This is a genomic window from Rhodococcus sp. WS1 (assembly GCF_003797745.1).
In the GTDB taxonomy this organism is placed as follows: domain Bacteria; phylum Actinomycetota; class Actinomycetes; order Mycobacteriales; family Mycobacteriaceae; genus Rhodococcus_F; species Rhodococcus_F erythropolis.
Map to the genome: position 1 here is coordinate 2,285,379 of NZ_RKLZ01000001.1, position 13,862 is coordinate 2,299,240.

Consider the following 13,862-nt stretch of genomic DNA (forward strand, 5'->3'; position numbering starts at 1 on the left):
CATGAGTTTGCAAGCTCTGGGAATTACCAGCGGTTACCACCGCAACCGGCCAGTTCTCGAGAACGTCTCGCTCGAAATTCCGCCGGGAAGGCTGATCGGCCTGACCGGGCCTTCGGGCACCGGAAAATCAACACTTGCAAGGATTCTCGCCTCGTTGGATGCACCATGGTCAGGCGAGGTGCGAATCGACGGATCACCCGTCGTGGGTACCAAATTCTCGGTATCCGCGGCACTGCGCGGGACGGTGTCCATGCTGTTTCAGTCACCTCGCGCATCAACCGACCCTCGGCAGACGCTCGCCTCGATCATCGGTCAACCCGGCGATATTGCCGGTAGGACAATCGATGTGGTCGCACTGGCAGCAGAAGTGGGCCTCACTCCCGATCTCTTGTCCCGTAGACCCCACCAGGTGAGCGACGGCCAACTGCAGCGCGCCTGTCTAGCGAGATCGCTGGCGCAACAACCGAAATACCTCATCTGTGACGAGGCGACGGCGATGCTCGACGCCGCCACGACGGCCGCGCTCATTCGGTTGATCGAGAGTCGCGCCACCGAAACCGGCGTCGGCGTATTACTGATCAGCCATGATCGCGAATTGCTCGGCGCCTGCTGCGACGCGGTCCACGACCTCGACAGTATTAGCGCTTAGCCCCTGCGAAATCCACCCTTGACTCGAACGGATGTTCGAGTATGATTTGGGGAGGGGATCGGGGGATTCAATGAGTGTCTATCTGTCGGACGTGGTTTCGGGTTCTGCGGTGGGGTTGCGCGGACGCCTGTGGCAGCTGTCTGCTTCTGAGTTGCGTGCTGCCGCTATCGAGGCGAGTGCGGAGATTCTTCGTCTCGAGGCCGTTCGGGTGGCGGTGGTCGACGAACTCTCGATGCGGCCCGATGATCAGCTGATCGCCAGCCGCGGTGTCGGTGCCTGGTTGGCGGCGAACACGATGCTGCAGGTTCGGGACGGAAAGAAGATCGCCGCCCTCGGTGCAGCGCTACGACCGTTTCCCGCGGTGACGGCCCGGTTCGACGTCGGGGACTGCTCCTTCGAGCACGCCGTGCTGATCGTGGCGTTCTGCGAATCACCACCGAAGGGGATGCCGGAGGAAGCGCTACCGAAGTGCATCGATTTGTTGTTGGCTGCTGCGTCGGGCGTGGAGTCGACGACCACGAAAGTCCGGAGTGTTATCGCGACCTTGGAGCGAATCTTCGAATCCGATGAGATTCCACCCGCCGAAGACATCGACCGCAACGAGTTGCGGATCGCATCGACACTGAACGGTCGAGTGGTGGTGCGCGGAGATTTCGACGCCCTCACCGGCGAAATGCTGTTGTCGGCGTTGTCGAATCTGACGATGCCCACCCCGGCACCCGATGGAACCCCCGATGCCCGGTCGGCAGCGAAGCGGACCGCGGACGGGTTCACCGAACTGATCCGGCGTTACCTGGACTGCGCGAAGACCGGTAACGATGGTGGCCAGCGGCCGCACGTGAACGTGCACATCAACGCCCGCGATCTCGCGGAGCATCGGGACTGCGCCGCAACACCCGCTGCTCCTGATGGTGGAGCGGCTGTGTCGGATCTTGATGTCGGGCATATGCCGTGGCTCGGACCACTGTCCGTCTCGCAGACCAGACTCCTCGGTTGTGATTGTTTCCTGTCGACTGTTCTGCTCGATGATCACGGCGCGCCCTTGGATGCGAGACCCGGGAAACGGTTGGTCACCGCGGAGCAGCGAGTGGCGTTGATCGCCCGCGACAGAGGCTGCGCGTTCCCCGGCTGCACATGTGTACCGGCCTGGACCGACGCACACCACATCCGGCACTGGGCCAACGGCGGCCCGACCGTGATGAACAACCTTGTCCTACTGTGCCGTTCACATCACCGGCTGATGCACCGGAAATCGGGTTTCGTCGGAAAATGGGTAATCCGCATCGGCGTCGACAACAAACCCTGGTTCATCCCACCACCCTCGATCGACCCGCAGCAGCACCCGCGGCCGGCGAACACCACCTTCAAAACCTGAGGACGAACCTCAGACATACAACTTCACGCCAGGTCCGCATCGGGGGGAGCACCTCCGATGCGGACCTGGCGTGCGTTCATGTTGGTCAGCCCCCAACCGTCAAGTCGTAGAGGGTTACTCCGTCCACCGTTGTGGCGGTGAAGTTTTCGGTCACCCACGTCGAGATGGCGGTAGCGGTGCCTTCGGCGTTCATACCGCCACCCATCCCACCGCCGGCGATGAAGAAGTGAATCTTGCCCTCTGACACGTACTGCTGGAACTGCGCGAGTGTCGGGGACGGATCACTCCCGTTGAACCCTCCGATAGCCATGACCGGTGACTGCGTCGCAAGCTGATAACCCGATGCGCTGTTGGACCCGATTGCCGCGGCTACCCACGTGAACTGGTCGGAGTTCTCTTCGAGTGTGGACACGACCGCGGCTCCCGGTGTGCTGCCCTGAAGCAAACCACCGGCTGCGCCGCCGCCCATTGCACCCCGCGTTCCGTCGGTGGTCGATGTGGTGGTACTCGGAGCTGTTGCACCACCGGGCATCTGACCCATTCCGGCAGGGGGCGTTCCCGGCGTTCCGGTCCCTGCCCCGTCAGTCCGACGGTTACCGCCGTCAGCCATGCCGCCAAATCCTCCGAATCCTCCGCGGCCACCGCCCGGCCCGCCCATTCCACCTTCGACGCTCGGTCCGGCCGAAACTATGGAACCGGTATGCGGAGTGTTGATCGTGTCGATCGCGTACGCAGTCGGACCCGCCAGGCCGGTGAAGATCGCCGCGAGGATCACTGCCCTAGCCAATCGACCTCGCGTCGCTGCCGGAATCAGCACTGCCACGGCAGTGACGATGCCGACGACCAGAATCGCCCAGCGAAGCCACGGTACGAACGAAGGCGAGCGTCCGAGCAGTACCCACGCCATCGCGACGGTTGCCGCCAACGACACCGCCAGAACGAGGCGAACCCAGAGGACGTCACGATGACGCCAAGCGAATACGGATCCTGAACCGATCAGTGCGGCGATCGCCGGCGCCAGCGCAACGGTGTAGTAAGCGTGGAAGATTCCCGCCATGAAACTGAAGGTCAGTCCGGTCACCAACAGCCACAGTCCCCAGACGATGAATGACGCGCGCTGTGTGTCAGCGCGGGGAGCCCTGCCTCGCAGCACGATTCCAGCCACCAGAAGTATCAGTGCAGCAGGAATCAACCAGGCAATCTGTCCGCCCTGGGCAGATTCGAACAGTCGGGTAATGCCGGTACTCCCCCACATGCCGCCACCGGCGCCACCACCTGGTGCCATGCCTCCCGCTGCCATACCGCCTGCGGCCTCGCCCATTCCGGGGAAGCCTCCCGCAGCAGCACCGGCCGCAGCATCACCAGCACCGCGCATTCCGCCGCCGCCGACGCTTCCGGTCTCGTTGCCGCTCAAGCGTCCGAGCCCGTTGTAGCCGAGCGTCAGTTCGAGAATCGAATTGTTCTGCGAACCACCGATCCACGGACGTGAGTCGGCCGGCCACAGTTCGACGATTGCCAACCACCATCCGGCGGAGACGATCAGTCCGCCCAGTGCCGCGAACAGTTGGAGTACGCGCTTACCCAGTTTCGGCGGTCCGGCGATCAGATAGGTGAGCGCCAGCGGTGGAACTACCAACATGACCTGTAATTGCTTTGTCAGGAAACCGAATCCGCAGAAGATACCGACCAACACCAGCCAGCGGGTGCGACCGTCCTGCACGGCGCGCATCATCGCCCACACTGCTGCGATCATCAGGAGCACCAGCAGGGCATCCGGGTTGTTGAACCGGAACATCAGCGCCGCTACGGGTGTGAGCGCAAGTACCAAGCCGGCGATGAGGCCGGCGGCCGCACCGAAATACCGTCGAACCGTTCCCCACAACAGCGCAACCGATCCGACCCCGAGGAGTGCCTGCGGCACCAACATCGCCCAGGAATTGAGTCCGAAGATGCGAACCGACAGCGACATCAACCACAGGGACATCGGTGGCTTGTCGACGGTGATCGAGTTGGCAGCATCCGAGGAACCGAAGAAGAAGGCCTTCCACGACACCGAACCTGCCTGGACCGCAGCAGCATAGAACGAGTTGGCCCATCCGGACGCGCCCAGGCCCCAGATGTAGGCGACTCCGGTGCCCACCAACAACACTCCGAGCGCCCACGGTTCCCGGCGCACCTGACGCTGCGGTTCCGGCGCCGGCAGCGGCGCGGCGAGTGTCTCTGCAGTGGCGGTCATCGATTGGCTCCTACGGATTGTGCAGTGCGAAAAACCCAGCGCAGCGCGACGAATCGGCTCACTGTGGCAACAAGATTGGCAATGACGAGTACGGCAAGCTCCACGTGCTTGGACGCGTCGGGCGCCATGACGTCGAGAACGAACAACGATCCGCTGGTGAGCAGTAGACCGAACCCGAACACGAGCAGGCCCTGCATCTGGTGACGGGCGGATCCTTCCGACCCGCGGATCCCGAAGGTGAAGGCTCGATTGGCGGCGGTGTTGAATACCGCGGTCACCAGCAATGCGACGGCGTTGGCCCACTGCGCCCCCATCACAGAGTGCAGTGCGAGGTAGAGCAGTGCGTACGCGAGTGTCGAAATGACTCCCACCACGGCAAAGCGCGAGAGCTGCCCGACCATTCCTCGAGGAACTCCGGGAACCAGTGGTTCACGTCCGAAACTCGCCCTGAGCTCAGCCAAGGGAAGGGAACCGGTCGACAGTGCTCGCCCGACGCGGACCACACCTTTGAGGTCGGCAACTGCGGTGGCAATGATGTCCACCCGACTGTCCGGATCGTCCACCCAGTCGACGGGGACCTCGTGAATCCGCATGCCCGCTCGCTCGGCCAGCACAAGCAATTCGGTGTCGAAGAACCACCCGGTGTCCTCCACCAGCGGAAGTAGTTGCCGCGCAACATCGACTCGCATGGCTTTGAATCCGCACTGAGCGTCGGAGAAGCGAGCATGCAGTGCGCTTCGGAGGATGAGGTTGTAGCTACGTGAGATGAACTCGCGTTTGGGGCCGCGTACCACGCGCGACGAACGTGCCAACCGGGAACCGATGGCGATGTCCGAGTGGCCGGAGAGCAGCGGAGCAATCAACGGCATCAGGGCATTGAGATCGGTGGAGAGGTCGACGTCCATGTACGCGACCACGTCGGCATCGGAGTCGCTCCACACCTGCCGCAGTGCTCGACCACGGCCCTTCGCATCCAGGTGGACGACCCGGACGTCGTCGAATTCTTCGGCGAGGGAACGCGCGAGTGCCAACGTGCCGTCGACACTGGCGTTGTCCGCGATGGTAATTCGTGCAGAGAATGGCACCTGTGTGCGTAAATGCCGGCGCAGGCGCCGCACGCACGTCTCGAGGCCGGCCTCTTCGTTGTATACCGGGACGACCACGTCCAGCACTACAGTCGTCGCGGAAAGCTCCCCTGCGTCCGTGCTGCCCGCGGTCTGCATGGCTTCTGTCGTCATGCGTCCTAGATTTGTCGGGCCGGCTCCGACGAACCTGCGTCCAGCCTGGGAGTTTCCTGGCAACCGGACGCGGGCTAATCTCGGGGTATGCCTTCAGTCTTCAGCGCCATCATCAACGGAGATCTACCAGGACGTTTCGTGTGGGAGGACGACGACGTTGTCGCGTTCCTGACCATCGCGCCGGTAACGCAGGGCCACGTACTCGTGGTACCGCGAGCCGAGGTCGATCAGTGGCAGGACGTGGATCCTGAACTCTTTGCCAAGGTCACCGCGGTTGCCCGCACCCTGGGTCAGGCTGTGAGGAAGGCGTTCGACGCGCCTCGGGCGGGCCTCCTCGTCGCAGGTCTGGAAGTTCCGCATCTTCACGTTCACGTCTTCCCCGCATACGACATGGGGAACTTCGACATCAGTGGCGCCGATACTTCGCCGTCACCCGAATCTCTCGACGAGGCGCAGACCAAACTCAAGTCGGCGCTACGCGACCTCGGCTTCGAGTCAACTGTCTCGACTCGTTGATCGCGTACCTTCGACCGAATTTCGCTGGCCGATAACTGGACTCCCCGCCGCAGCCTCCAACGGAGGTTGCGGCGGTCGCATTTGTCACTCCTACCGACCGTGACCTGCGATTGCACACCGAACAGTCCGTTTCGCGCTGTCGCGCGAGCACGAGATTCGCTGCTACCGTGGGGCGCTGGTCCGGGACCTAGGGCCCTAAAACTGGTTCACGTGTTAACAGTCGGAGGACAAGGGAGCAATGCAGGAACGTGCCAAGATCAGTCGCCGACAGATTCTTCAAGGCGCTGCTGATCGGTTCGAAGTCACGGGGTACGGCAGCACGAGCATGAATGACATCGTGTCCGCGGCGCAGATGACCAAGGGCGCGGTCTATTTCCACTTCTCGTCCAAAGACGAATTGGCTCAGGCGGTCATCGAAGAACAGCACCAGATGTCGATCACTGCCTTCACCGCAGTTGCAGCCACGGGCGCACCGGCACTGGAGCAGCTCGTCATGGTGTGCCACGAGATGGGCCGCCAACTCGTCGCGGACCCGATTGTTCGTGCGGGAGTCCGACTTACCCTCGAATTGGCCTCTGCCGACGGTTCGCAAGGCCCGTACGTCGTGTGGATCCGCGAGCTTCGAAAACTGGCCGAGGCCGCGAAGCTCGAAGGCGATATCCGCGACGACGTGGAGCCGGAATCGGTGGGTCGCGTGGCGATCTCGGCATTCACCGGCGTTCAACTGGTTTCGAACGTGCTCACCAGACGAAGCGATTTGAACGACCGTATCGACGAATTGTTCACCATCCTGTTGGCAGGCGTGGTCTCGGACAAGCGTCGGACCGACGTCGCCGAACTGGTCGGACGTCGCCTCGAAACTTATGCGTCCTGACCCCCGGAACACCCCTGCCCCCGGAACACCCTGACAATCGGTTGATTCGGCGTATCAGCACCGAACCGTGCGCCAACCTTCGTCGATTCGTACAAGACCCCCCGGCGTCGACTCACTATCGTCAGATCCACGAATAACCCAGATATACGGATACCGACGAAAGGGCTTCTCGAATGACCGAAACCGCCACGTACGTTGAGAGCGCACAGCAGGAGATCGCTGCTGTACTCGCCGAAGCGAAGACCGATGCGTTCGTCCACGCACGCGACATCGATTCCGGCGAAGAGTTCGGCTACGGCGCTGACGAAGGTGTCATCCTCGCCTCCGTTTTCAAGATTCCTGTCGTACTGCAGTACGCCCGTGAAGTTGCGGCCGGAACCCTCGATCCGACCGAGCACGCCACGGTGACCGCCGAGTTCCGCTCCGGCGGCATCGGTATCGGCGGCTGCGCCGACGACGTCACCGCAAGCTGGCGAGACCTCGCTCTGCTCATGATGAGCTTCAGCGACAACGCCGCCACGGATTTCCTGTACGAACGCCTCGGACTCGACAACATCGTCGCAACGCTGCGCGGGCTCGGTTTGGAGAAGACCAACTTGGTCCGTGACTGCCGTGGTCTGTTCAAATCGGTCTACGACGACCTCGGTGTCGACAAGGGCACCTTGCTGGAAATGCCGCCCATCGAAATTCTTCGGACAATTTCCGTCATGGATCCGGCCCGCTCCAACTCCAGCACTCCTCGTGAGATCACAATGTTGCTGGCTGCAATCTGGAGGGACGAAGCCGGCCCCGCATCAGCCTGTGAAGAAGTCCGAACCATCATGAGCAAGCAGGTCTGGCCGCACCGCCTTTCGTCCGGGTTCCCCGACGAGGTCACTGTCGCCGCCAAGACCGGAACGCTGGGATTGGTACGAAACGAAGCCGGCGTCGTGGCGTACCCGGACGGCAAGCGTTACGCCGTCGGTGTCTTCACCAAGTCCCACGAGCTCACCCACCGCGCCCCGAAGATCGACGCCTCCATCGGAACCGTCGGCCGCATCGCTGTCGAAGCACTTCGCAACAACAGCTGATCTGAACCCACTGACGAAGAATGCGGGTCGCGCTGAGAAATCAGTGCGACCCGCATTTTTCGGCTTTCGAGCTAGCGTGGACCGCGCAGACGAAGATGCACCATCAACCGGAAGCGGACGTTGGGATCGTCCAGATCCAACGCGGCCATACCCTTCAACTTGCTGAGACGATACCGAAAGGTGTTGGGGTGTACGTGCAATGACGCCGCGGCGTCACCGACGTCACCGAAGGCGTTGAGCCACGCATCGAGGGTGTCGACGAACGAGGTCGCGTGAGCTGCGTCGTGGCTGGCGATCGCCTCGATGGGTCCGAGGTCCGAGAACCCTTCGGCTGCAGCTTCCGACGCGATCTCCAACAGGATGGCATCGACGTGGACGCTACTGAAGGTGGCGACGCTGCCCGACGCTCGTCCCGCCAACAACACTTCGAGGGCATGTTCGGCGTCGCGCTTCGATCGGCTCAGCTGCGCCGGTCTGGTCACGACCCGGCCGATCCCGATGATCGTGTCGCCGGACGCTCCGGTTCGGTCCAGGAAGTCCGAGGCCACACGGAACGCCTGTAGCTCGGCTTCTGCCGGGGAATGCCCTCGCACTGACAGCACCGCGTAGCCGGTTCCGTTGACCAGAGCAGCAGCCGACTGCGAATGGACCGCGCCCAGGTGCATGGCCAGAGCGTCGGTCAGCCGCACCACATGGGCTGCGTCGTCCGGCTTCGACGATCCTTCGAAAGACCTGCGGCCCAATGCCATCACGAGTGCGGGACCGGTCCCGAGGCCGAGGCGATTCATCGCGTCGACCGCACCGGATCCACCGTCGAGAAGGGTTGCGATCAGGTCTGCGCGCAGTCGACGCTCGGCGTCGGCGCCGCCGCGCAACCGCAACATCTGCAGTGCAATCAACCCGGCCGAATCGCGCAGTGCACGCATCCGGTCCTCGGACATCGGCTCACCGGTTGCCACCCACATGGAGCCGAGGAACTCGTCGCCGGCTCTGATGGACACGGCGATACGACCCATTTTCGTACCGAGGGTCTCGGCCGAAACCCACACCGGATCATCGCTGCGATAGAGCCGGTCGAAGACTCCCGCTTCTTCGAGCACTCGAATGTACTGGTCAGGAACTTGGCGCTCCAGAACGGTCGCGATACGTGGACCGTCACCTTCTTCCTGACGTCCGGAGAAGGCGATGACCCGTGAGCTTCGGTCCTCGATCGTGATCGGCGCATCCAGAAGTGCGCTGACGGCGTTGGCGAAAGCGAACAGATCGCCGGCCGGTCCACCTCCGCGCGAGTGGATGTGCCCGACTTCGTTCCGTGCCGAGAGCACCGAATGAAGCAGGCTTGTGAGCTGAACCCACGAAACTCCACGCGCCAAGGTCAATACGACAACGCCGGAGGAGATGATGGATTCACGGTCGGCATCGCTGACCTCGGTGGTCACTCGCGCGACCACCACGCGTACTCCGCGCTCGGCCAGGCCGGCCACGGACTCCGCGATACGTTCGCCTCCGGTGATGCCGACGAGCAGCACCATGGAGTCCGGTGTCGAGGGTGAGTCGTCGTCGGGGTCGTGAATGACCACCGAGGCGATCTCCTGGACCGCCTCCGGGTCGCCGACAACCGGGTTCAGCACCGTAGTTCCCACGTCTTCGAGAAGCCGCACCAAACTGATGCGAGGTCGTACGGTGCCCACGTCTATCACTCCTTCGTCCTGTGAACGAAGTGTGTCATAGTGATTCGTCAAAGCCGATCCATGCCGATCCATTCGACCGACGTGGTGATTGCTTCGAGCAGGTCAGGGATCGGTTCGACGCCGATGCCCGGCCCTTCCGGAACCTTCACGTAACCGTTGTCGAGTACGAACGGCTCGGTGATGTCTTCGGCGAAGTACCGGTCGGAAGCCGACGTATCGCCTGGTAGGACAAATCCGGGGAGCGCGGCAAGGGCGACGTTGGCAGCCCTGCCGATTCCGGTCTCGAGCATTCCGCCGCACCACACGGCAATTCCGTTGGCCTTGCAGACGTCGTGGATACGACGCGATTCCAGATAACCGCCCACACGTCCCGGTTTGATGTTCACCACGCTGCACGCACCGATTGCCAGCGCGTCGGCGGTGACCTTCGCGGAGGTGATCGACTCGTCGAGGCAGACCGGCGTCCGCATCATCTCGGCCAGCCTGGCGTGGCCACGCAGTTCCTCTTCGGGAAGGGGCTGCTCGATCAGCAGGAGGTCGAAGTCGTCGAGCCGCTGGAGATGGCGCGCGTCAGCCAGGGTGTACGCCGTGTTCGCGTCGACCTGGAGGAGTACGTCGTCGCCGAACCTCTCGCGGACTGCGCGAACCGGCTCGATGTCCCAGCCCGGTTCGATCTTCAGTTTGATGCGCAGGTATCCGGCCTCGAGGAACCCGCCTACCTCTTCGAGCAGTTCGTCGATCGAATTCTTGATACCCACCGAAACACCCGCAGGTACGCGATCGACTACTGCACCCAGGTACGAAGACATGCTCGTCCCGGCGGCCCGTAACTCGGCGTCGAGAAATGCGGTTTCCAGTGCCGCTTTGGCCATGGGGTGTCCGGCGAACTGTTCCATCGTCGCGCTCAGTGCGTGCACGTCGGGATCGGTGAGTTCACCCAGAGACGGAATCAGGAACTTACGAAGGACTTCGGCGGCGCCGTCCGTGTATTCGGAGCAGTAGCGAGGCTCGGACATCGCAACGCACTCGCCCCAGCCCGCCGACTCCGAGGTGACGACCTTGACGAACAACACGTCCTTGGTGGTCTCCGTGCCGAACGAGGTTCGGAACGGCGCCTTCAACGGCATTGCTGCCCGGCGTAATTCAACTCCGTCGATCTTCACGATGTAACCTCCGCTGTTGTCCTGCCTGCCGGTGTTCCCGGCGCACGGTCCAGTACATATTTTCCGGTCCTGGTGACTGCGAGAACCACTCCGTTCTCGGCGAGCACACCCCCCAGAGTCTCGCGGACTGCCAGGCGCCAGTCGTTCGCTGCCGCCGGGTCCGACTTACGCAGTGTGTACACGTCATTCGGTGTAGCCACCGTGACGAAACGATTCTTGGTCGACTTCAACACGGGCAGACCGGCTTCGGAGATCGACAACAGTTCGCTCGCTCCCAACGACTCGGGAGTCGGGACCTCTCCCGAACCGGCGACGACGTCGGAAACCTTGCTGCTACCGATTTCCCAGTCGATCAGCAATCGGTCGCTGTCTGCGCCGCCGTTGAGACTGTCGTTCATCGGCGCGTAGAAACGCGGCAGATACTGGATCGGGAACGCACCGAGTTTCGAGACGTTGAAGTAGGCATTGCGAGCGACGAGCGGGTCGAAAGTCCACCGCACGTGGAGAATTCCTCGTTCCAGTGCCCACGCTCGCTGGAACAGTTTCAACGCGAGGCCGATGTGCCCGTTCTGCACGTTCGGCAGGATCCCCGTGATGTGTGAATGCAACGAACGATGTTGCGGTTCCTCGAAGAATGCAACCGAGCCGCCGATCAGATCTCCGCCACGAAAAGCGCCGGCGACGTAGTTACCGGAGTGCGCGAGCGCTTTCATCATGTCCCGATGGACGGGAGGGTTGCCGCTCTCCGGCTGCCATACCTTCTCGAACAGACCGAATACCTGTTCCAACTCGGCATGCCCGGTGACGGTTTCGATAGTCACACATGCAAGCAGGGCGGCTTGCTCGGCCTGGCTGATTGCTTGCCGCATCCGTGAAGGCGATACACCTCCGAATGGTTGAACGGTCTTGCGTTGGACATTGTTCGGCGACGTCATCGTCACAGTCCTCCCTCCAGGATTCGCGTCACCAGACCGGCCAACAAGGTGGCGCGCGGGATCATCTGATCTATCTCTACGTGTTCTGTCGCTGCGTGGGCACCACCGCCGACGGCACCGAGGCCGTCCAATGTGGGAGTTCCGACTGCCGCAGTGAAATTTCCGTCCGACGCACCGCCGACGGCGCAGTCGCGAAGCATCCCCAAGCCGCTCTCACTGCTGACCTGGTGAGCGAGAAAGTACAGCTTCTCCGAAGACACTGATTCCAGTGGTCCACGGTTGGGGCCTCCGGACACCGAAATTCGACTTTCGGCCAACGCCGGTGTCAGTGCACGGATCGAACGGTCGATGCGTTCCTGCTCCTTCGCGGACCACATGCGAACGTCACACCACAGTTGCGCTTGCGCTGCAACGGTATTGGTGGTCGTGCCGCCACTGATCACGGACGGAACCACCGACGTTCCCGCCGCCGGGTCCGCGAGCTCCACCACGGCCTGAATCTGATGTGCGAGCTCAACTACGGCGTTCACACCTCGCTCCGGTTCCAGTCCGGCGTGTGCAGCGCGTCCCTCGATGTCGACGCAGTACAGCGACATACCCTTGCGCGCGGTCTTCACCGCGCCGTCGGCGGCGGCCTCGAGTACCAGCACAGCGTCGACCTGACGGGCTTGCTCCTCGATCAGTGCGCGCGAAGTCGGGGAGCCGATTTCCTCGTCGGAATTGAGGAGCACGACCACCCCGTCGAGCGACGGAAGCGATGCGAGCGCATGGAAGAGCTGGACGATGCCGGCCTTCATGTCGAAGACTCCGGGTCCGGTGGCGATGTTGTCGGTGACCGACCAGGGCAACTCCGCGAGCGTTCCGAGCGGCCAGACGGTGTCGAAATGGCCCAGGAGCATCACCTTCGGCTCCGCGCCGAACGACCAACGCAAGTGCTGGCGTCCGTCGATACGGATACGTTCGGGGGCGCTTCCGAGATGGCGTTCGCCGATGTCGGCCACCACGTCCGCACATGCATCGACTGCGCCGAGGTCGGAACTGGGCGACTCGGCGGTTACCAGCGCCGCCAGGTCCGCCACCATTGATTTCTTGTCCACTCCGACGCTCTCCTGTCACCGACTTGCAACTTCGCAGTCAAGCTTGGCCGAAGCGACCCTGTCGGATCTTGTCCAAGACTCCTGTCCTTCGGGCTCGGATTCGTCGTGCGTCACGAACAGCTGGGTGTGACAAGCAACTGTGTGTCATCAAGCAGGTGTGTCAGGTACCGATCTCTGTTCGGGCGGCAAACAGCTCGGGGAAGAAGCTCAACTCCAGCGCACGTTGCAGGAACCCGGCACCACCACTCGAACCGCCGGTCCCCTTCTTCATGCCGATCACCCGCAGCACGGTCCGAAGATGCCGGAACCGCCACAGCTGAAAGCTCTCCTCGAGGTCGACCAACTCCTCGAATGCCTCGTACGCCGTCCAGTGCTGTTCGACGTTCTCGTAGATTGCCTTGACCAGCGGAATCAGCTCGTCGTTTCGCACGTAGGGCGCGCTGACGTCTCGTTCGAGAGCCGACGCCGGAACGTCGTAACCCTGCCTGGACAGGTACCGCCAGAACTCGTCGTACAGCGTCGGCTCTCCGAGCAGGGTCTCCAACAATCGATGGGCGGACGGATCCGATTCGAACACCTTCAGCATGCCGGCGTTCTTGTTTCCGAGCACGAATTCCACGGCGCGGTACTGGTACGACTGGAACCCCGACGAGTTGCCGAGAACGCCCCTGAACTCCGCATACTCCGCCGGCGTCAGTGTCGCCAACACGGACCACTGTTCGGTCAGAGTGGCCTGGATGTGTTTGACGCGTGCGATCCGCTTGAATGCGACCCGAATGTCGTCGGCAGCGATCGCTGCTCTGGCCGCCCGTATCTCGTGGAGAAACAGCTTGAGCCACAACTCGCTGGTCTGGTGCTGAATGATGAACAAGAGTTCGTCGTGGTGTTCCGGCTCGCTCACCGGATGCTGCGAATCCAGGAGGGTATCGAGTCCGAGGTAGGCCCCGTAACTCATCTTCTCGGAAAAATCGGTGACGACGTCGTCTTCGATCTTCCGTGTGCCGTCCGTTGCCGACAT

Annotated in this window: 12 protein-coding genes; 5 read left to right on the plus strand and 7 right to left on the minus strand. The window is 62.5% G+C overall.

What is annotated here, in order from left to right; genetic code table 11:
- The first annotated feature begins 1 nt into the window (after nucleotide 1).
- Nucleotides 2-649, plus strand: coding sequence for an ABC transporter ATP-binding protein (locus EEB12_RS10565; protein WP_070796334.1), 648 nt, complete (start codon nucleotides 2-4; stop codon nucleotides 647-649).
- 70 nt (nucleotides 650-719) lie between these two features.
- Nucleotides 720-2,024, plus strand: a complete 1,305-nt coding sequence (locus EEB12_RS10570; RefSeq protein WP_141487741.1) for an HNH endonuclease signature motif containing protein — start codon at nucleotides 720-722, stop codon at nucleotides 2,022-2,024.
- A gap of 85 nt (nucleotides 2,025-2,109) precedes the next feature.
- Here EEB12_RS10570 and EEB12_RS10575 read toward each other — a convergent pair whose 3' ends face one another.
- Complete coding sequence (locus tag EEB12_RS10575; RefSeq protein WP_141487742.1) at nucleotides 2,110-4,260, minus strand: ArnT family glycosyltransferase; 2,151 nt, start codon at nucleotides 4,258-4,260, stop codon at nucleotides 2,110-2,112.
- Nucleotides 4,257-5,498 carry a glycosyltransferase gene (locus EEB12_RS10580; protein WP_020906343.1) on the minus strand — a complete coding sequence of 414 codons (1,242 nt, stop codon included), beginning with the start codon at nucleotides 5,496-5,498 and terminating at the stop codon, nucleotides 4,257-4,259. The genes EEB12_RS10575 and EEB12_RS10580 overlap by 4 nt, the downstream gene beginning before the upstream one ends.
- Before the next feature lie 87 nt (nucleotides 5,499-5,585).
- Between EEB12_RS10580 and EEB12_RS10585 the strand changes: the two genes are divergently transcribed.
- The 3 genes from EEB12_RS10585 (at nucleotide 5,586) to EEB12_RS10595 (ending at nucleotide 7,958) form a co-directional block, all read left to right on the plus strand.
- Nucleotides 5,586-6,014 carry an HIT family protein gene (locus tag EEB12_RS10585; protein WP_046377986.1) on the plus strand — a complete coding sequence of 143 codons (429 nt, stop codon included), beginning with the start codon at nucleotides 5,586-5,588 and terminating at the stop codon, nucleotides 6,012-6,014.
- Nucleotides 6,015-6,252: 238 nt separating this feature from the next.
- Nucleotides 6,253-6,888 (plus strand): ScbR family autoregulator-binding transcription factor, encoded by a 636-nt coding sequence (locus EEB12_RS10590; protein WP_019747034.1) that lies wholly within the window; start codon nucleotides 6,253-6,255, stop codon nucleotides 6,886-6,888.
- 173 nt (nucleotides 6,889-7,061) lie between these two features.
- On the plus strand, nucleotides 7,062-7,958 hold the full coding sequence (locus EEB12_RS10595) for a serine hydrolase (protein WP_020906342.1): 897 nt from the start codon (nucleotides 7,062-7,064) through the stop codon (nucleotides 7,956-7,958).
- A gap of 71 nt (nucleotides 7,959-8,029) precedes the next feature.
- Here the strand turns inward: EEB12_RS10595 and EEB12_RS10600 are convergent, their stop codons facing one another.
- From EEB12_RS10600 to EEB12_RS10620, 5 genes are all read right to left on the minus strand, one after another.
- On the minus strand, nucleotides 8,030-9,649 hold the full coding sequence (locus EEB12_RS10600; RefSeq protein WP_020968527.1) for a PucR family transcriptional regulator: 1,620 nt from the start codon (nucleotides 9,647-9,649) through the stop codon (nucleotides 8,030-8,032).
- 47 nt (nucleotides 9,650-9,696) lie between these two features.
- Nucleotides 9,697-10,812: an o-succinylbenzoate synthase gene (gene menC / locus EEB12_RS10605; RefSeq protein WP_020968526.1), complete on the minus strand. Its 1,116-nt coding sequence runs from the start codon at nucleotides 10,810-10,812 to the stop codon at nucleotides 9,697-9,699.
- Nucleotides 10,809-11,747 (minus strand): GNAT family N-acetyltransferase, encoded by a 939-nt coding sequence (locus EEB12_RS10610; protein ID WP_258537556.1) that lies wholly within the window; start codon nucleotides 11,745-11,747, stop codon nucleotides 10,809-10,811. The genes menC and EEB12_RS10610 overlap by 4 nt, the downstream gene beginning before the upstream one ends.
- Before the next feature lie 2 nt (nucleotides 11,748-11,749).
- On the minus strand, nucleotides 11,750-12,844 hold the full coding sequence (locus tag EEB12_RS10615) for a M20 family metallopeptidase (RefSeq protein WP_020968524.1): 1,095 nt from the start codon (nucleotides 12,842-12,844) through the stop codon (nucleotides 11,750-11,752).
- 160 nt (nucleotides 12,845-13,004) lie between these two features.
- Entirely contained in the window at nucleotides 13,005-13,862 is an 858-nt protein-coding gene (locus tag EEB12_RS10620; RefSeq protein ID WP_019747028.1) for a tryptophan 2,3-dioxygenase, read from the minus strand.